The sequence below is a fragment of the Collinsella ihumii genome (assembly GCF_900046475.1).
Classification (GTDB): Bacteria; Actinomycetota; Coriobacteriia; order Coriobacteriales; family Coriobacteriaceae; genus Collinsella; species Collinsella ihumii.
Window position 1 is genome coordinate 168,346 of the sequence record NZ_FCOU01000009.1, and the last position, 17,517, is coordinate 185,862.

Below are 17,517 nucleotides of genomic sequence, written 5' to 3' on the forward strand. Positions count from 1 at the left end.
AAAGACTATATATCCAACGATATAATCTCAAGGAGAGGAGCATTGGCCCTCGTTACCTTTGGTGCAACATGCGTGCTCAAACCATCCCTAGCATATGCAACAGAAAGACGGGGTATTCAACATAGATCCAGTTGGGAGGACGCGGTACGTGAAGCAGAACGTGAAGGCTCCCCCATACTTACCATCGCTAGTAATGATGTAAGTGGAATTCAGCCACGAGTCGGTGAGACAATGCAGACAACGGTCGATATCGATGTCGGATACGTACTAGCGAAGGCGCGGGTGCTTTTCTATTGTTCTTATAATTCTGATTACTCTGCAAATGGAAAATACGTCGCGCAGGTTTATTCGATAGGTGCTGCACCCGCAAATACCAGCACTACTGTTAGATTAGACAACGTAGAATACACATCCTTGGATATGAGGACTACCATTGCTGCGACGATGAGCATATACCTTACTTTCAACGACGGAGTCCATCATCCCGTTTACAAGTATTTGACTCCGTACGTTGAGTTCTATAGCGATACAAATACAGCTAATGTTAGGATTTAAGAAAGTCGATGTTCGCTAACGAAACTGACTTGGGATAACCGAGAGTAATGCGATTTGAATCAAGGCGGTCTCATCCTCTGATTAGGGTAAGACCGTCCATCTCTAACACGATGAGCAGGGTAGCTTCAGTGGGTGATGGTAATACGATGCTAAATGACATTATGGCTCTAGATCTCAGTGCAATACTTTCAGCGATAAGATGGATACTGGAATGCGCCTTCTTGGTATGCGGTATAAGATACTTCGTGATAAGAGGCCATAAATAGCCTCAAGTTTTAACGAAGTAACGGGAGCCCCTCATCAAAAGACACCGTATGAGGGGCTCCCGTCACCTATATGAACAGAGAAGATTTAGCAGTCGATGATCTGGAGCTCATGCGGGCTTGCGGTGAACGGCTCGAAACCGTCCTCGGTGACCAGGCCGAAGTCCTCCAGGCGAACGCCGCCCACACCGGGCAGGTACACGCCGGGCTCGACCGTGATGACGGCGCCGGCCTCCACGATGTTGGACTTGCGGCCGAAATTCGGCAGCTCATGGATATCGATGCCCACGCCGTGGCCCAGACCATGGCCGTAGTAGTCGCCGTAGCCTGCATCGGAGATGATCTTCACCGACAGGTTATGGATGTCGCTGCCGTCCACGCCGCCGTGGATCGCCTTGACGCACTCCTCATGCGTGCGCTGCACAAGGTCGTAGATCTTGCGCTGCTCGTCGGTGGGCTCGCCCAAAACGACGGTACGCGTCATGTCGCTGCGGTAGTCGCGATACCCCGCACCATAGTCCATCAGGACGAAATCGCCCTTCCGGACCACGCGGTCGCTGGGCACCGCGTGCGGGTTGGCCGTGTTGGGACCGCTCGCAACGATCGAGCCGAACGCCAGCGAATCGGCGCCGTTGTTGAACATGAAGCTCTCGAGCTCGGTGCGGATCTGCTTTTCGGTCAGACCGGGCTTGATGTAGTCGAGCATATGCTGGAACGCAAGATCGGTGATCGACTGCGCATGGCGCATGAGCTCGATCTCCTCGGCATCCTTGATCGCGCGCATGCGGCGGATATCGCCGTGCATCTGAGGCAGCGACGCGGCGATGGAGCGATCTTCGAGACCACGCAGGATGCCCTGGTAGAACGACAGCTGCATGTCGTCCTCGATGGCGATGACACGGCTGCGGGACTCCAGCGCATGCTGGGCGACCCAACCGGGGATATCGAAGCCGTCCATGTCGACCTGCCAGGGACTGCCCTCGGGCAAATTCTCGGCAAAGCTGTTGTAGTAGCGAGAATCGGTGTGCAGATAGCAGGCGTCATGGGTGATGAAGGCCGCGTGGGGAAACTCGAAGGTGTAGTCGAACACGCCCATCGCGCCGGTCAGCCAGCGGAGATTCGCCTCGTCGCGCACGACGACCGCATCATAGCCGCGCTCTTCCATCAGCGAGCGAAGACGAGCGATACGGCCCGCGGGGCCATTCTGAATGTCGGTCATAGACCGCTCCTTTCACGAGTACCGTTACCGCTCGACATACTACACCCTCTGTTGAACGCTTGCACCCGCCAGATTGGAAGAGAGCCCTTGGGGTTACTCCGCATCCTCTTCTTCCTCAAGCAGCTCTGCACGCGACGCCAGATACGCCTCGGCATGGCGACGCAGGATGTCCTCGTCAACCTTGGAGAGGCGGATGGAACCGGGATTCTTCGGCAGGGAGAGCATGAAGCGATTCGAGCGGACGAACCGCGCATCGTGGAGCGCCGCGATGAACCGATCGACGTCGAGCTTGAACGGCAGCTCCTCGATCCCCAGGTCATCCAGGCGGTCGTCCTGCTCGAAAACAAGATCGACGTCGAGACCGCACGCATCATGCGCAAGGCGCGCCTCGAATCGCAGGCCCTCGGCGTACAGGAGATAGTCGGGCACGTCATCCCCCAGGCACGCGCGCAGCGCATGCATCGTCGTCACGCCGTAATTCACGGCGTTGCGCGCCGAGGGGTTTGCCGAGCGAACCGCGGAGGCGCGGGCCGTCTGGGTATTGCACAGCGCGTCGATCAGGGGGATCTCGACGCCGTCGACGATACCGTCGATCTTCTCGGCGAACTGATCCCAGATGCGGCGGGATTGCGCGAACGCGGAGGAAAGCAACAGTGCATACCCCATGCCGACCTGATCGATGGCCTTGCCGACGACAAGATCGATATCGCAGACGATCATGTCCCATCCGGGCTGGATAGAGATCATCTCGCGGGAGGAGCCGGCATCGAGGGCGCGCATGGACGTGGAGATCGTGCACATGGCGTCGAGCGTGAAGGGGATGGCGAGAGCCGAGGTGCCCGAGCACCAGGTCCGCGTGCAGAAGGACACGACCGAGCACACCTCTACCCCGCCGACAGCGACGAGCAGGTCGTCGGCGGTGATGTGACAGGATTCCATCGTGGCGAAGACGCGCTGCGCGGTCTCGATCGATGCGATGGAGGGCACACATGCCAAAGACATGAACTCGACGGAGTACCCGGTGTCCACCAGCGCGCGCCTGACGCACTCGAGGTCCTCCTCGGAGGGAAGCGCATCATGCACCAGCAGCGCGCGTTTAGGCTCCCCCGCGATGCTCTTGATGAGCCGCGGGAGGTCCTCAAGGGCACCGGACCCGATGCGGAAATCGGTGCACGTCTTACCAAAGTTCACCAGCTGACGCCGAATGGTCATAACAATCCACGCTCCAAAAGCATTTCTGCACAGAGATAGGTAACTTCCTTGAACGATTTGCCGCGTATGTCGACCGTGAAGTCCGCGGCCTGCTGATACAGGGGCCGACGATGCTCGAGCAGGCGCGCGGCGTGCTCATCCGAGCGAAAGTCCGGCCTCGTGTCGCGGCGCCTGATCTGTCGCAGGGAATCGTCGATATCGCCATCGAGGTACACGCAGTAGCCCATCTGGTTGATGAGCTCGATGTTGCACGGCGTCTCGACGATGCCGCCCCCACAGGAGACGAGTAGGCTGCGGTCGCATGCCAAAGAACCCAGCGCCTCGGTCTCCAGCTGGCGGAACGCCTGCTCGCCCTCGAGCTCGAAGATTCGGGAGACCGACAGTCCTCGCCGCCGCTCGACAAGCCGATCGGTATCGACGTAGCGTCGATTGAACAGCATGCCGAGATTCCGCGCGAGGGTCGATTTTCCCGCGCCGAGGAATCCGACGAAGAAGATGTGGTCACACCCCCGTTTCATCGTGCCCGTCATGACCGCCTACTCCTCGCACGTAAGATCGCGCAGCGCGCGACGCTCGAAGATGCGGAAGATCTGCGTGTACCACAGGTCGACCTCGGTTTGCGGCTTCACGAGAATCGTGTCCACGCCGGCGAAGTTGCCGGCCCAGACATCGGTATACAGCTGATCGCCGATGAGCACGGCCTCCTCGGCGGTGCGGCCCATGCGCCTGAGCGCCGCACGCAACGCGAAGGGGGCGGGCTTCATGGCATGGCTGATGGCATCCAAGCCGAGCTCGGACGCAGACCGCATGACCTGATCGCGATGCCAGTTGTTGGAAACCATGTAGAGCGCGAACCCCTTGTCGCGAGCACGATCGAGCCATGCGCATATCTCCGCAGGAGCCGTCTTGCGGTCTCGGGGAACCAGCGTGTTGTCGCGATCGAGCATGATGGCCCGCTTGCCCTGAGCCCAGAGCTCATCCAGGTCGATGCGGTCGACAGAGGCTACGTAGCGTTTCGGTGAAAAGATCCTCATTGCAGCGACTCCGCGTATTCCTCGCTGTCGGCCTCGAACTGCTCGTAGTCGGAGCTGAACTTATGGGACCCGTCGCCTGCGGCCGAGGCCACGTAGTACAGGTAGTCGGTGTCATCGGGGTTCAGCGCAGCCGAGATGGAGGAGATGCTCGGGCTGCAGATGGGACCAGGGGTCAGGCCGTAATTCGTATAGACGTTGTAGGGGGAATCGATCTCAAGGTCGCTGTAGGTGACCGGATCGCTGCCGCCCCCGCGCGCATAGACGATGGCCGCATCGATCTGAAGCGGCATATCGATGGCGAGACGGTTGTAGATGACGCTCGCGACCGTGGGGCGCTCGGACTCCACGGCGGTCTCGCGCTCGATCAGAGACGCCATCGTGACGATCTGCTGCGCAGTCAGGCCCGAGGGGCCCGCGTTCAGATCCAACGACGAGGTCTCGGTCACGAACTGATCGAGCTGCGCCCGGATGATCTCATCGGCGGTCGGGACATCCGTGAAGGAATAGGTCTTGGGATACAGGTACCCTTCGAGCGAGTCGTCGTACGCGCCCTCCAAAAACGGGTAGTCAGCCGCGTAGTTGGACGCCTTAGCCTGAGCGATGAACTCGTCGGCGGGGATGCCGAACGTCTCCTCGACGCGCGCCGCCGTCTGCGCGACGGTCAGGCCCTCCTGGATAGTGATCTTGTTGCCCTCGACGTTGGGTCCGTCGACAAGCTGCTGGACGACCTCTTCGGGATCCTGGCCGGTATACAGGATGTAATCGCCCGGTTTGAGCGACATCGATGCATCGAGCCGGTTCACGGCGGCGTAATAATCCTTCGGGTTGTCGATGATGTGGTTCTGGGCGAGGATGGCGGCGATGTCGTCTCCCGATGCGCCCTCAGGGATCGTGAGCTGCACCTCCTGCCCGGCCTCGACGGCAGGCTGCCCGCCCCCGAGAAGCTCGGAAACACGGGGGACGACCACGAACACGAGGGCGGCGACCGCGGCCAGGGCGACGACGATGCCGACGATGACCTTGATCGGCGATCCGCCTCGGCGCGCAGAGGACGACTGAGCGGCGTATCGGGAACGCGTCGCAGGCTGCACGGGACGCGGATTCGGCCGCGCCTGAGTCGGGGACGTGCGGAACCTAGTTCCAGACGCCTGCTGGCGATTGGCGGCGGCAGGCTGGGCGCCCGCAGAGCGGAACCGCGTACCGCCCGAGGCGGGACGGGCCGCTCGAGGGGAGCCCGGCTGAGTATGCGTGCGACGACGCGAATCGCCGGAATTCTCGTTAGGCACAGTCGTCCTTTCCGTTCTGGGCATCGAGCCACGCCTGCAGGATCAGCGAGGCGGCGACCATGTCAACCTTGCCGCGCATCTTTCGCTCCGAAAGGCCGTTTTCACGCAAGATGCGCTTGGCCTCGCGCGAGCTCAACCGCTCGTCGGCAAAGACGAGGGGCAGGTCCAGGGCATCGGCGATCTGGCGACCGACCGAGATAACGCGCTCGGCTTGGGGTCCGTCCTCCCCCGCCATCGTCTGCGGACGGCCGCAGACGATGATATCGGGTTCGTGATCCTCGACGATCTGCCTGAAGCTCCGGGCCATCGAGGTGACCTCGATGGCCGGAAGGACCTTGACGGGCAGCGCCACGCGACCGCTCCGGTCGGACACGGCGATGCCGATACGGACCTGCCCTATGTCGAGCGCGAGCGCGACCATGGTCTACAGGCCGAGCTGGGCGCGAGCCGCATCGAGCGCGGCCTGGATGCCGGATGCGTCCTTGCCGCCGGCCTGGGCCATGGTCGGACGACCGCCGCCGCGTCCGTCGACGCACGGAGCGATCGCCTTGATGACGTCGCCCGCCTTGAACCCGGCGGCGACAGCCTCGTCGGTGGCGGCGGCGAGAAGCGCGGGCGTGCCCTTCTCGGTGACCGTCGCGAGCACGCATGCGGCAGGGCCGGCGACCTTCTGGCGGATGGTGTCCCACACGTTGCGGAGCTCAGCGCCCTCAAGGCCGCTCAGCTGGGCGATCACGAGCTTGTAGGAGCCCATGTCCTGCGCGTTGTCCACCGCGGAGCCGATCGCATCGGAGGCGCCGCCGGTCAGCGCGGCTTTGAGCTTCTGGTTGGCGTCGTGCAGGCTCTGCTGCAGCGCGGCGACGCGATCGACGACCTCGTCGTCACGGCACTTGAGCGCAGAGGCCGCCTGCGAGAGCATCCGCTCCTTCTCCTCGAGATACTTCATGGCGCCCATGCTCGTCACCGCCTCGATGCGACGGACGTTGCTTCCCGTCGAGGACTCGGAGACGATGCGGAACAGGCCGATTTCCGCGGTGTTGCGGGCATGCGTGCCGCCGCACAGCTCGCGGGAGAAGGGACGCTCCTCCTCGCCCACGGACACGACGCGGACGACGTCGCCGTACTTCTCGCCGAACAGCGCGACGGCACCGGAGGCGCGCGCCTCGTCGATGCTCATGACGCGCGTGACGACCGGCTTGGCGGCGAAGATCTCGCGGTTGACAATATCCTCGATGCGGGCGAGCTCGTCGGTGGAGACGGCCTCGAAGTGCGTGAAGTCGAAACGCAGACGGTGGTCGTCGAGCTGGGATCCCGCCTGGTTGACGTGATCGCCGAGCACCTGCTTGAGCGCAGCATCAAGCAGGTGAGTCGCGGTGTGGTTGCGGCGGATGAGCTCACGGCGGTCAACGTCGATGGCGGCAAGGACGCCGTCGCCCACCGAGATGGTGCCCTCGCCGACGACGCCGTGGTGGGCGTACAGGCCGTGATGGGCACGGGTATCGGAAACCGCGAGCGCGCACGCGTCGGAGGCGATGTGGCCAGAATCGCCGACCTGACCGCCCATCTCGGCGTAGAACGGCGTGCGGTCGAGCACGACGTCGACCTCCTGGCCGGCGTCCGCATGGGCCACGGACTCGCCGCCGGAAACGATCGCGACGACGCGCGCGTCCTCGATGCGGTCCGCGTCGTAGCCGACGAACTCGGTCTCGGCGATCTCATCGGTGAGCTCGGTCCAGACGTCGTTGAACGTGCCCCACGCGTCGCCCTTGACGTTGGCGCGCGCACGCTCGCGCTGGGCCTCCATCTCGCGATTGAAGCCCTCGATGTCGACCGTATGGCCGGCGCCCTCAGCAATCTCCACCGTCAGGTCGATGGGGAATCCGAAGGTATCGTGCAGCATGAAGGCGGAGGCGCCGTCCAGCGTCTCGCCCTCACCCAGCTTGGCGAGAGCGTCGTCGAGGTAGACGCGGCCGTTGTCGAGCGTCGTGGAGAAACGCTCCTCCTCGGCGTTGACGATGCCCTTGACGAGCGTGACGTTCTTCAGCAACTCGGGATAGGCATCGCCCATGAGCTCGTTCACGCGGTCGATGAAGCGCGCGAGGAACGGCTCGGTCACGCCGAGCAGGCGGCCGTGGAAGACAGCGCGACGGAGCAGGCGGCGCAGCACGTAGCCGCGGCCCTCGTTGCCCGGCAGGATGCCGTCGGAGATCATGAAGTCGACGGAGCGCGCATGGTCGGCGATGATGCGCAGGGAGCGGCTCGCGCCGACATAGTCGTCGCTCACATAAGTCGCGCCGGAGATCTCCTCGCCCAGCTTGATGAGACCCTGCATGATGTCGCCGTCGAAGAAGGAGGTCTTGCCCTGCATGATGGCGCTCATGCGCTCCAGGCCCATGCCGGTGTCGAGGTTGCGGTGGGGCAGCTCGGGCATGGAGCCGTCCTCCTGGCGATCGAACTGCGTGAACACGAGGTTCCAGTACTCGAGGAAGCGATCGCAGTCGCAGCCGGGCGCGCAGTCCGGACGACCGCAGCCCACGTCCTCGCCCATGTCGTAGTAGATCTCGGAGCACGGGCCGCAGGGGCCGGTGGGACCGGCCGCCCAGAAGTTATCGTCCTCGCCGAGTCGGGAGATATGGCTCTCCTCGACGCCCAAGGAGCGCCAGATGTCATAGGTCTCGTCGTCGTCGGTGAAGACGGTGAAGTACAGGCGCTCGATGGGAAGGTGGAACACCTCCGTGGAGAGCTCGAGGGCCCACGCGCAGGCCTGTTGCTTGCTGACGCCACCGAAGGAGAAGTTGCCGAGCATCTCGAAGAAGGACGCGTGGCGGCCATCGCACCCGATGATGTCGATGTCGTTGGTGCGCACGCACTTCTGGCACGACGTGGCGCCGATCTCGTGCATGGTCTTCTTGCCCTGGTAGTACTGCTTGAACTGGTTCATGCCCGCGTTGACGAGCAGCAGGGAGGGATCATCGGGGATCAGCGAAGAGCTGGGGAACAGCTTGCAGCCGCGATCCTCGAAGAACTTGAGGAACGCAGAGCGAATCTCCGCGGTAGTCATGGTGGGAACAGCAGCGGTCATGTCGCATTCTCCTTGGTTCATATGCGTCAGATAGGCGTAAACGCACATAGCTTAGCAGACATTGCACGCATCGGATAAGCTTGGGCCGCAGGGAACAAAAGCACCATGACGGACGGGCGATGGGAACAGGGCGGATCCAAGAAGCTTAGCCCCAGGCATCGATAGCGCCGGCAACTTCGCAGAACGCAATGAGCCCTTGGTATGCAAGCTACCAAGGGCTCATGCTGATACCGCATTCATCCGAAAGCACCCAAGAGGGTCGAAGCCTAATGCTGCGGCCGGTCCTCCTTGTGTTCGGAGTCTTTCTTGTCCGCCAGGTCGTCCGGCATGCCGAAGGGCACGAGCTCAGAGAGCTTGGCCCACGGGTTGTCGAGCTCGGGCTTGGGCAGCGCCGTCGCGTCGGAGATGACGTCGTCGGGAAGCAGCTCGGAATCGGCGACGAAGCTGTCGTCGCCCAGGGCGTCGAAGGCGGGGACGGGATTCCCCTGCTCATCGCGATACGGCGTGCCCTGGAAGATGGCGCCATCGTAATTAACGAGCTGCCGCTTCGTGTTCTTCTCGAAGTAGAAGATGAACAGACCCTTGAGCGCCGCGCACAGAGGAATGGCGATGACCATGCCGAGCGGCCCCATCAGGGCCGAGCCGATCACGATGGCGGACAAGCTCATGGCGGGATGCACCTGGACGGTCGACTGCATGATCTTCGGGCTGAGCACGTTATCGGTGACGTTCTGCGCGATGACGACGAGCACGAGCGTCCACAGGGCCTTCGCCGGACCGTAGAAAAACGCGATCAGCACGGCGATGAACGCCGAGAACACGGGGCCGACGACGGGTATCAGGTGGAACAGCGCCGTCAGCACGCCCATCAACCCCGCGTACGGGTGCCCGATCACGAGCAGCCCCACGAACACGATAACGCCGTTGATGATCGAGGTGATGACCTGCGAGCGCATGTAGCCGCCGACCGAGCGGGACAGGATCGCCACGATGAACCGGTAGTCGTCCTCCTTGCTGTCGCCGAGCGCAAAACCGATCTCGCCGTGGATCTTGGGGTAGTCGCGCGCGAGCCAGTACGCGAGCACCAGCCCGAGGAACACCGTGAACAGCGTGTTGGCGAAGCCGCCGATCGCGGGCATCACGCCGCGACCGAGCTCCGCCGCAAGGTCCGTCACGAAGCTGGTGGCGGTGCTTTGCAGCGAGGAGAGCAGGTCGTTCAGCCCGCTGAACATATCGGAGGACGTGAGCGAGCGGAAGTTGCTGATCAGATCCTGAATCCATGCGGACAGCGAGGAGAAATACCGCGGCATCTGGTTGAGCACGTCGACGAGCTGCTCCACGAGCATGGGCAGAAGCAGCGTGAACATCAAGATGACCGCGGCTATGACGACGAGCAGGCCGATGAGCGCCCCGAAGCCGCGAGGGATCCCGCGGTGCTCAAGGGTGTTCACGATGGGCGATGCCACGAACGCGATCAGGGAGCCGATCGCCAGAAACTCGACGACGGGCCCGAGCACGCCGATGACGTTCAGCAGCATGGCTCCGATAACGAGCAGACCGACCACGGCCCAGATTCTCAGGGCGGCCAGACGGGTGTCGCGCAGGACGCGATCGTCTTGCCCGGGCATGTCGACGTGGGAACTCATCGCTTACCCATGACTCCTTCGGGATCGATCTTGTCCTGGATCTTCTTGAGCGTGCGGCGAAGCAGGCGCGACACCTGGACCTGGGACACGCCGAGCTTCTCGGCGATCTCGATCTGGGTCATGCCCTTCAAGAAGCGCATCTCGATGACCTCGCGCTCGCGCGGCGAGAAGGACTTGAGCGCCTCCTCGATGACCAGGCGGTCGTCGGTAAAGGTCAGCGCGCTATCCTCGGAGGCGTAGCGGTCGAGGACGGACGGCGTGTCTTCGGAATCGGAGCTGCCGGGAGCCTCGAGCGGCACCGAGGTGTAGGCGGAAGAGGACTCCATGGCCTCCAGCACCTCGTCTGCCGACGCACCGAGATAGTCGGCGATCTCGTCGACCGTCGGGGAGCGCTGCAGCTGGGTGGTGAGCGTATCGGTCGCCTGGTTCACTTTCGCGGAAAGCTCCTGCAGGCGGCGCGGGACACGGACGCTCCAACCCTTGTCGCGGAAGTGGCGCTTGATCTCACCCAGGATGGTCGGGGTCGCATACGTCGTGAACTCGAGGCCGCGATCGGGATCGAAGCGGTCGATGGCCTTGAGCAGGCCGAGGTACCCGACCTGCATGAGGTCGTCGAGCGGCTCGCCGCGGTTTTTGAACTTGTTCGCAAGGAACCGCACCAGGTTGAGATGGGACATCACGAGCTTTTCACGGGCGTCCATGTCGCCGTTCTCTTTGTAACGGCGGAAGAGCTCGTGCGTCTTCTCCTTATCCCATGCGGCCTTGCCCGAAGGGGTCTTATCGGCCATTACACATCTGCTTTCAACATCAGGTGTAGCGCGGAGGGGTTCTCGCGCTTCTCGTAGGAATCGCACACCGCGCCCAGGATCAGATCCGCGTACACGGAGGTCTCGGTGTCGACGGAGATCTCATCGAAGGCGACGTCACCGAGCTCGAAGGTCATGGCGACGTGCTCGTCGTCGACCTCGAACGAGATGGGGAGCTCCCCCATGGGCTTCGCCGCGCACGCGTAGATGAATGCCTCCTCGGCGGCCATGCGGATGTCTTCGACCCGGTCGACCGACATGGAGCTGAGCATAGCGACGTTTGCCGCCGTCATGCGTACGAGCCGTGCGAGATGCGGATCGGCGGAGACGGTCAAACGAATAGGCGCTGGCGCATTATTCATTGGTGTCCTCCTGAGTGGATGGGGCGGACGCCGGGGCGGAGCCGTCCGAATAGGTGTAATACTGGGGCACGGCGCGCTTCGGCGACTCATCGTCGACAGCATCACGCTGCTCGTCTGCGCTCGAGACCGCTGCCGGCTCCCCCGTCTGCTCGGTCAAGGTGCGCTCCCCCGTTGCGGGCGGCTCGGCGTTCTTGCCGAAGAACTTGTGGACGCGCTCGGTTGCGGCGGTGGCCACGCTCGACACCGCGTTGGACGCGCTCGACATCCCCGCCGTCACATCGGAGATGTCGCGCAGCACGCCGTTGACCTCGATCAGGTCCGCCGACAGCGCCTCGACCGCGATGCTGCCCTGCTTGAGCAGCGGCTCGATCTGGGAAATGGCGGGCTGGGCCCCATCGAGCGTCTCGTTGACACGATCGAGCACGGGCTTGATCTCGTCAACCGTCACCTCGAGCTTCTTGACGAGCGGCGCCGCGCTTTCAACAGTCGAATCGATATGCTGAATGACGGGCTGCACGTCGCCAAGCGTCTTATCGATGGCCGACACGGTGGAGCGTGCGCGCCTCAACGTCAGCGCAAGCTCGATGACGGCCCAGACTCCCACCAGGGCGAGCACGATCAACACGATCTGCAGAGGTTCCATGATGCCTCCTGTACATAGCGACAAGGTGCCTCGGCCGAGGCACCTTACCTGATACTACCCGACCACGCCGAATCCATGCGCAAGAAGTCGGGGAACCGTCGCGCGACCGGCACAACAACAGACCGGCTCAGTCGACCAGGGGGCCCTTGCCGCTCCGGTCGCGCGCGGACTGCTCGAAGCGGTACTGCTCCCATCCGCGTCCCGCCGGCTTCCAGAACGCGCCGCGCTCAAGGCCCTCGGGAAGATAGCGCTGCTCGACCCAGCCCGCGGGATAATCGTGCGGATACAGATAGGGGCCGTAGGAGTCGGATCCCGGACGGTGCCGATCGCGCAGGTGGCTGGGGACCTCCCGCTGCCCGCTCGTGCGAACGTCCTCCAGGGCCGCGTCGATCGCCGCCTCGCATGCATTGCTTTTCGGGGCGAGCGCGTTGTAGAGGGCGGCCTGGGCCAAGTTGATGCGGCACTCGGGATACCCGATGACCTCGGCCGCCTTGAAGGCCGCCTCCGCGATAAGGAACGCCTGGGGGTCCGCATTGCCGATATCCTCGGATGCCTGGATCATGATGCGGCGCGCGATGAACTTCGGGTCCTCGCCTGCGTCGATCATACGGGCGAGCCAGTAGATCGTGGCATCCGGGTCGCTGCCGCGCATGGACTTGATGAACGCGGAGATGATGTCGTAATGCATGTCCCCGCTCTTATCGTACGAAAGGCCACGGCGAGGGTTGGCCATGCGCACGTCATCGAGCGTGATGGGCACCGGGACCCCGTCCGATGTGGCGGCGTCGGATTCCGGCCTGGTCACGGCGATCTCGCTTGCGAGCTCGAGCGTCGTCAACGCGCTGCGGGCATCCCCCGCGGCAAGCGTGCAGATGGCCGAGACGACCTCGTCGTCGAGCGAGAACCTGCCCGCAAGCCCGCGTTCGTCCTCGCACGCGCGGCGGACGAGCACCGCGACGTCATCGTCGGAAAGATGCTCGAGCTCCACGACGCGGCTGCGGGAGAGCAGGGCCGAGTTGACCTCGAAATACGGGTTCTCCGTCGTGGCGCCGATCATGATCACCGTTCGGTTTTCCACCGCGTGCAGCAGGGCATCCTGCTGGGAGCGGGAGAACCGGTGGATCTCATCGATGAACAGGATCGTGCGACGGCCGAACGCCATGAGACGGCGCTGCGCCTCCTCGATCTCTCGGCGCAAGTCCTTCACGGTGCCGGTGACGGCGGACACCTCGACGAACTCGCTGCGCGTGTGCGCGGCGATGATGTGCGCCAGGGTCGTTTTGCCCGTGCCCGCGGGACCATAGAGAATGACGCTCGACAGCACGTCGTGCTCGATGGCGCGGCGCAGCCACGAGTCGGGACCGACCGCCTTCTGCTGGCCGACGTACTCGTCAAGCGACGACGGCCGCATACGGACCGCCAGCGGCGCATACCTGATCTGCTGCGTGCGCTCTTGTTGCGAAAATAAGGTTTCCATAGCGTCCTAGTCTAGCATGGCATGAACCGGCCGGGACAACCCTACCGTTCGTTGATGTACGTGCGCTGGGGAAATTGGATCTCCGGGAACAGCTTGGAGGCGAGCTCGGCAAAATACCCGTCGGTCATGCTGGCGATATAGTCTACAACCGTCTGATCCAGATCCTTCTCCCACTCGTAGGTGCGGCCGTAATGCGCGAGCGCCGCCTGGATGCGCGCGATATGGTGGCGGAAGATGTAGCTCGACTCGTCACGCGCGCGCAAATCGCCCAGACAGTGCTCGTACATGAGCGAGAAGGCACGTGACAGCACCTCGGCGCGCTCCCCCTCGATGCCGCTTGAACGGTAGATCTTCTCGTAGTTCTCCGCCTTTGCGCGCCGGATCTCCGCGAACAGCTCCTCGCTCATCTCGATGCGGTCCTTGCCGTAGCTGTGTTGGATGATGTCGGCCGAGGCATGGCTCAAGATCCAGGAGTTGTACGCCCCTCCGAGCCCGTCATCGAACGCGTCCTCCGACAGCAGACCGGCCTCGATCGCGTCCTGACGGTCGCGGCCGACATACGCGATGATGTCCGAGATGCGCACGACGCAGCCCTCGAGCGTCATGGGACGCAGATGGCCGATCGCGATATCGCCCGTCTCGTAGCATGATTCGACGATACGGTCGAACTCCTCGAAATCCGAAAGCCCCGACAGCTCGAACACGCGCTGCTCGTACTCGCCGTTATGGCACAGCACGCCGTCGAGCGTCTGAAGCGTGAGATTTCGACCGTACAGCACGTCGAGCACGCGGACCGAATGGACGTTGTGGAAAAACCAGCGGCCGGTGCGCGCATGATACACCTCGTTGAGCGCGCGCTCGCCCGCATGGCCGAACGGCGTATGCCCCAGATCATGGCCGAGCCCGATGGCCTCGATCAGATCGCAGTTGAGACCCAGGGCGTACCCGATATCCCGGGCGATACGGCTTACCAGCTGCACATGGATCCCGCGACGGGAGAGGTCGTCGTTGCTGCGGAAGCTGAAGACCTGGGTCTTGCCGGCATACCTGGTGTAGGCGGGCGTGTGGATGATCTTCTCGACATCTCGGACGAACGCAGGGCGCCAGATGTTGGCGTCGTCAGCGGGACGGGGATCGCGGCGCAGCGCGGACGCGTTATCGCACCGGTACGGGTTGACCCACCCCCGATCACGATCGGACTGGATGCGACGGACAAGATCGTCGCTTAAGGTATTGGGGATTGCATCCATGCGGGCGCGCACGACTTCTCGATCCTGCTGAATATGCTTAAACGCTGACACGACCACGCTCCTTTCTCGGATGTTCTACCCGTATCTTCGCATATCGCGCGGACACCTCGGCAGATGCCGAGGCGTCTGTAAGAATACGTCCGGCAATCGGTAAGGCCGCAGCGGGTTTTCTCGATGCGCGCGCAAGGTGGGCTTGCTCAGCCGATAGCATGGGAGGCGCATCGAGATCGCGATGGAAGGGAGGCGGAATGGATGCGTTGCCCGGTATCGTACATGCGTGCTTCCTGGTGCTTGTCGGGGCACTCATGCTCGTCGCCGCCTTCATCGACGCCAAGACCCGCACCTATCCGAACGGGCTGGCCGCAGCACTCATCTTGGTTGCGTTCATCGGAACGCTCGCTGGCAAAGGCCCTGGAACCGCCATGCACCATGCGCTGATCGCCCTGGTGATCGGCGTGGGCTTTTTGATATTCGAGCTGATCTGGAGATGGCTTCGCGCCTCTCCAGGTCTAGGGATAGGCGACATCAAGTTCATTGCCACCGCAGCCATCATCTCTCCGGTCGGTGCGCTCGCGGGGTGCGCGCTTGGCCTCGCCTGCATGGCGCTCGCGGCCATGGCGAGCCGAGCACGAACGATGCCCCTTCTCCCCTTTCTGGCACCGAGCTGCATGTTGAGTTTTTTGATGCTGTATACCGGTTGACATTGTCAGTGACGATCAGGCATGCATATTGTTACATCCAGCCGTCACCGACCACATGAGGGCGCATGCGGCCTATAATGAACCGACTTGACCACAACGAGAGGCACCTATGAACGAGCCCGATTTCTCTACCGCCTACACGTCGTCGAATCTCGCTCCCACCGATGGGCCCCAACCGGTGGAAAGCGCGAGCGCATCCACTGCGTGCCAGACGAACAGCTCTCGCTTCGCATACGTCCTGACCTTTGGCATTCTAGGCGTCATCTCGCTGATTATCATCGCCATCTCCCTGCTGCTGTTCGCCGCGTTCACGACCTACACCACCGAGGCGCAGAACATAGATGTGTACTCATGGGGCTATGAGAGCGGTGCGGATTCTCATGAATCCCTCGATGACTACGGCTGGTACGGACTGTCGGCCGACTCCCATATGCTCTAACTTCCGCTAGACCACCGCGGATGGGTTGGTTGGGGACGGGTTCGTTTCAACCCATCCCGTCGCCCCGGCCCGGCACGTACTCATGATGAAACCCCCGACATTACACCGTCAATACGGTGAAATGTCGGGGGTTTACTCTAAAAGCCGCTACTTCGCACCGTCCATAACCTGCTCGAGCGTCACTGACACGCCGTGCGGCGTCGGGACCCAGTCGACCTTCAGGAACAGGGCCGCCGCGGTGATAGGGATATAGGTGAACATGAACAGCGGGAACGTGAACAGGTTGGTGAACACCCGCAACTTGCTGGTGCAATGGATATGCTTGCGCTCAAAGACCGTGGTGAACAGCCCGGCGACAAAGAAGGTCATGTACATCGACACCAGGGTCATCATGAGCGAACCGAAGCACATCGCGAGCTCGCGATCGGTAGCCAAAAACCCATGGCTTAAGGAGCCGACGATGATGAACGTGAGGTTCACGAGCACCGAGATGAGGGACAGCAGGTTGCCCGGCGCGATCGTCATGAACAGATCGTAGGCGGCAAATCGCCTGAAAAATGCAATGGACTTGACCAGGTGGGACCCGTACGTGAAGAATACCTGGTAAAAGCCCTTGGTCCAGCGCATACGCTGCTTCCAGGATGCCGGGAAGTCGACGGGCTGCTCATCGTAGAACTCGGCAGGCGCGTACCCGATGCGCACCCCGTGAATCGCGCAGAACGTTGAGAACTGGATGTCCTCGGTGAGCGTATGGAAATCCCAGCCGTGCATGCCCTCGATGATCTTCGCGGAGACCAGATACCCCGAGCCCGAGACCGCGCACGAGGTACCGCAGATCATACGCGCGTTGTTCAGAAACCGCGCTTCGCGCAAAAACCAGGTCGCATATGCGGCGGAGATCCACGAGCTTCCGAAGTTCTTGGAGTTGCGGTAGCTGGTCAGCGCAAGATAGCCCTGGTCAAAGGCATCGTTCATGATGGACACGTAGCTCCGCGAGAGCAGGTTGTCGGCATCGAAGATGAAGAACGCCTCGTACTTCCCGGGATACTCGTTGAGAATCCGGTCGAAGCCGTAGTCCATGACCCAGCTTTTGCCCTTGCGAGCAAGGTCGTTGCGCTCATAGACGATGGCGCCCGCCTCACGTGCGACGCGCGCCGTATCGTCTGTGCACGCGTCGGCGACAACGAAGATATCGATGAGCTCAGACGGGTAGTCCTGGTCCTTGATGGACTTGATGAGATTGGCGATAACGGCTTCCTCGTTATGGGCGGCGATAAAGAAGGCATAGCGATGGTTGCGCTTGGCCTTGGGAATCTTCACCTCGCCGTAGAATATCCCGACGAGGAAGAAGACGACCTGATAGAGGAAGCACAGGACGAACAGCGCCCCGATCACGAAGTTGAAGATGACGATGGGCGTCAAATGCGAGAGATCTGGAAGCATGCGAACACCTTCGGATGCAGGATAAACGACATCCGAAAAGTGTAGCGCAGCATCGCGGGTCGACTCGGAACTGCGCAGTATTTACGTCAATGTCAGCGT

Annotated in this window: 16 protein-coding genes; 2 read left to right on the forward strand and 14 right to left on the reverse strand. The window is 62.3% G+C overall.

The annotated features are described in order from the left end of the window. Nucleotides 1-906: 906 nt before the first annotated feature. The 13 genes from BN3789_RS07470 to BN3789_RS07530 all read right to left on the reverse strand — a co-directional run bounded on the left by BN3789_RS07470 (nt 907) and on the right by BN3789_RS07530 (nt 14,835). Nucleotides 907-2,037: a M24 family metallopeptidase gene (locus tag BN3789_RS07470; RefSeq protein WP_066832295.1), complete on the reverse strand. Its 1,131-nt coding sequence runs from the start codon at nt 2,035-2,037 to the stop codon at nt 907-909. 93 nt (nt 2,038-2,130) lie between these two features. Next, nucleotides 2,131-3,249 (reverse strand): hypothetical protein, encoded by a 1,119-nt coding sequence (locus BN3789_RS07475; RefSeq protein ID WP_066832298.1) that lies wholly within the window; start codon nt 3,247-3,249, stop codon nt 2,131-2,133. Further along, nucleotides 3,246-3,779, reverse strand: a complete 534-nt coding sequence (locus tag BN3789_RS07480) for a shikimate kinase (protein WP_066832301.1) — start codon at nt 3,777-3,779, stop codon at nt 3,246-3,248. The genes BN3789_RS07475 and BN3789_RS07480 overlap by 4 nt, the downstream gene beginning before the upstream one ends. Nucleotides 3,780-3,785: 6 nt before the next feature. Next, nucleotides 3,786-4,283: a YqeG family HAD IIIA-type phosphatase gene (locus BN3789_RS07485; RefSeq protein WP_066832304.1), complete on the reverse strand. Its 498-nt coding sequence runs from the start codon at nt 4,281-4,283 to the stop codon at nt 3,786-3,788. Next, on the reverse strand, nt 4,280-5,569 hold the full coding sequence (gene mltG / locus BN3789_RS07490; RefSeq protein ID WP_229254257.1) for an endolytic transglycosylase MltG: 1,290 nt from the start codon (nt 5,567-5,569) through the stop codon (nt 4,280-4,282). The genes BN3789_RS07485 and mltG overlap by 4 nt, the downstream gene beginning before the upstream one ends. After that, entirely contained in the window at nt 5,562-5,990 is a 429-nt protein-coding gene (gene ruvX / locus BN3789_RS07495; protein ID WP_066832307.1) for a Holliday junction resolvase RuvX, read from the reverse strand. Before ruvX ends, mltG begins: the two co-directional genes overlap by 8 nt. A gap of 3 nt (nt 5,991-5,993) precedes the next feature. After that, nucleotides 5,994-8,651, reverse strand: a complete 2,658-nt coding sequence (gene alaS / locus BN3789_RS07500) for an alanine--tRNA ligase (protein WP_066832310.1) — start codon at nt 8,649-8,651, stop codon at nt 5,994-5,996. Nucleotides 8,652-8,917: 266 nt separating this feature from the next. Continuing rightward, nucleotides 8,918-10,297, reverse strand: coding sequence for an AI-2E family transporter (locus tag BN3789_RS07505; RefSeq protein WP_229254258.1), 1,380 nt, complete (start codon nt 10,295-10,297; stop codon nt 8,918-8,920). Continuing rightward, a complete protein-coding gene (locus BN3789_RS07510; RefSeq protein WP_066832313.1) occupies nt 10,294-11,085 on the reverse strand; it encodes an RNA polymerase sigma factor SigF in 792 nt (263 codons plus the stop codon). Before BN3789_RS07510 ends, BN3789_RS07505 begins: the two co-directional genes overlap by 4 nt. Further along, on the reverse strand, nt 11,085-11,465 hold the full coding sequence (locus tag BN3789_RS07515) for an ATP-binding protein (protein ID WP_066832316.1): 381 nt from the start codon (nt 11,463-11,465) through the stop codon (nt 11,085-11,087). The genes BN3789_RS07510 and BN3789_RS07515 overlap by 1 nt, the downstream gene beginning before the upstream one ends. Next, entirely contained in the window at nt 11,458-12,108 is a 651-nt protein-coding gene (locus tag BN3789_RS07520) for a hypothetical protein (RefSeq protein ID WP_066832318.1), read from the reverse strand. Before BN3789_RS07520 ends, BN3789_RS07515 begins: the two co-directional genes overlap by 8 nt. A 127-nt stretch (nt 12,109-12,235) precedes the next feature. Next, the gene (locus BN3789_RS07525) at nt 12,236-13,585 is read right to left on the reverse strand and encodes a replication-associated recombination protein A (RefSeq protein WP_079989175.1); all 1,350 of its coding nucleotides are present in this window, start codon (nt 13,583-13,585) and stop codon (nt 12,236-12,238) included. Nucleotides 13,586-13,626: 41 nt separating this feature from the next. Then, nucleotides 13,627-14,835, reverse strand: coding sequence for a deoxyguanosinetriphosphate triphosphohydrolase family protein (locus BN3789_RS07530; RefSeq protein ID WP_066832607.1), 1,209 nt, complete (start codon nt 14,833-14,835; stop codon nt 13,627-13,629). Nucleotides 14,836-15,140: 305 nt separating this feature from the next. Between BN3789_RS07530 and BN3789_RS07535 the strand changes: the two genes are divergently transcribed. Then, complete coding sequence (locus BN3789_RS07535) at nt 15,141-15,536, forward strand: prepilin peptidase (protein WP_161938988.1); 396 nt, start codon at nt 15,141-15,143, stop codon at nt 15,534-15,536. Between the two features lie 109 nt (nt 15,537-15,645). Beyond that, nucleotides 15,646-15,975 (forward strand): hypothetical protein, encoded by a 330-nt coding sequence (locus BN3789_RS07540; RefSeq protein ID WP_066832323.1) that lies wholly within the window; start codon nt 15,646-15,648, stop codon nt 15,973-15,975. A gap of 147 nt (nt 15,976-16,122) precedes the next feature. Here BN3789_RS07540 and BN3789_RS07545 read toward each other — a convergent pair whose 3' ends face one another. Then, nucleotides 16,123-17,418 (reverse strand): glycosyltransferase family 2 protein, encoded by a 1,296-nt coding sequence (locus BN3789_RS07545; RefSeq protein ID WP_187119128.1) that lies wholly within the window; start codon nt 17,416-17,418, stop codon nt 16,123-16,125. Nucleotides 17,419-17,517: the final 99 nt, after the last annotated feature.

Bases quoted from the DNA above. Each gene is read 5' to 3' on its own strand.
- BN3789_RS07540 (WP_066832323.1), top strand. From the start codon at position 15,646: ATGAACGAGCCCGATTTCTCTACCGCCTACACGTCGTCGAATCTCGCT.
- alaS (WP_066832310.1), bottom strand. From the start codon at position 8,651: ATGACCGCTGCTGTTCCCACCATGACTACCGCGGAGATTCGCTCTGCG.
- BN3789_RS07510 (WP_066832313.1), bottom strand. From the start codon at position 11,085: ATGGCCGATAAGACCCCTTCGGGCAAGGCCGCATGGGATAAGGAGAAG.
- BN3789_RS07545 (WP_187119128.1), bottom strand. From the start codon at position 17,418: ATGCTTCCAGATCTCTCGCATTTGACGCCCATCGTCATCTTCAACTTC.
- BN3789_RS07515 (WP_066832316.1), bottom strand. From the start codon at position 11,465: ATGAATAATGCGCCAGCGCCTATTCGTTTGACCGTCTCCGCCGATCCG.
- BN3789_RS07505 (WP_229254258.1), bottom strand. From the start codon at position 10,297: ATGAGTTCCCACGTCGACATGCCCGGGCAAGACGATCGCGTCCTGCGC.
- BN3789_RS07475 (WP_066832298.1), bottom strand. From the start codon at position 3,249: ATGACCATTCGGCGTCAGCTGGTGAACTTTGGTAAGACGTGCACCGAT.
- BN3789_RS07480 (WP_066832301.1), bottom strand. From the start codon at position 3,779: ATGACGGGCACGATGAAACGGGGGTGTGACCACATCTTCTTCGTCGGA.
- BN3789_RS07520 (WP_066832318.1), bottom strand. From the start codon at position 12,108: ATGGAACCTCTGCAGATCGTGTTGATCGTGCTCGCCCTGGTGGGAGTC.
- BN3789_RS07485 (WP_066832304.1), bottom strand. From the start codon at position 4,283: ATGAGGATCTTTTCACCGAAACGCTACGTAGCCTCTGTCGACCGCATC.
- BN3789_RS07525 (WP_079989175.1), bottom strand. From the start codon at position 13,585: ATGGAAACCTTATTTTCGCAACAAGAGCGCACGCAGCAGATCAGGTAT.
- BN3789_RS07530 (WP_066832607.1), bottom strand. From the start codon at position 14,835: ATGGATGCAATCCCCAATACCTTAAGCGACGATCTTGTCCGTCGCATC.
- BN3789_RS07470 (WP_066832295.1), bottom strand. From the start codon at position 2,037: ATGACCGACATTCAGAATGGCCCCGCGGGCCGTATCGCTCGTCTTCGC.
- BN3789_RS07535 (WP_161938988.1), top strand. From the start codon at position 15,141: ATGCTCGTCGCCGCCTTCATCGACGCCAAGACCCGCACCTATCCGAAC.
- ruvX (WP_066832307.1), bottom strand. From the start codon at position 5,990: ATGGTCGCGCTCGCGCTCGACATAGGGCAGGTCCGTATCGGCATCGCC.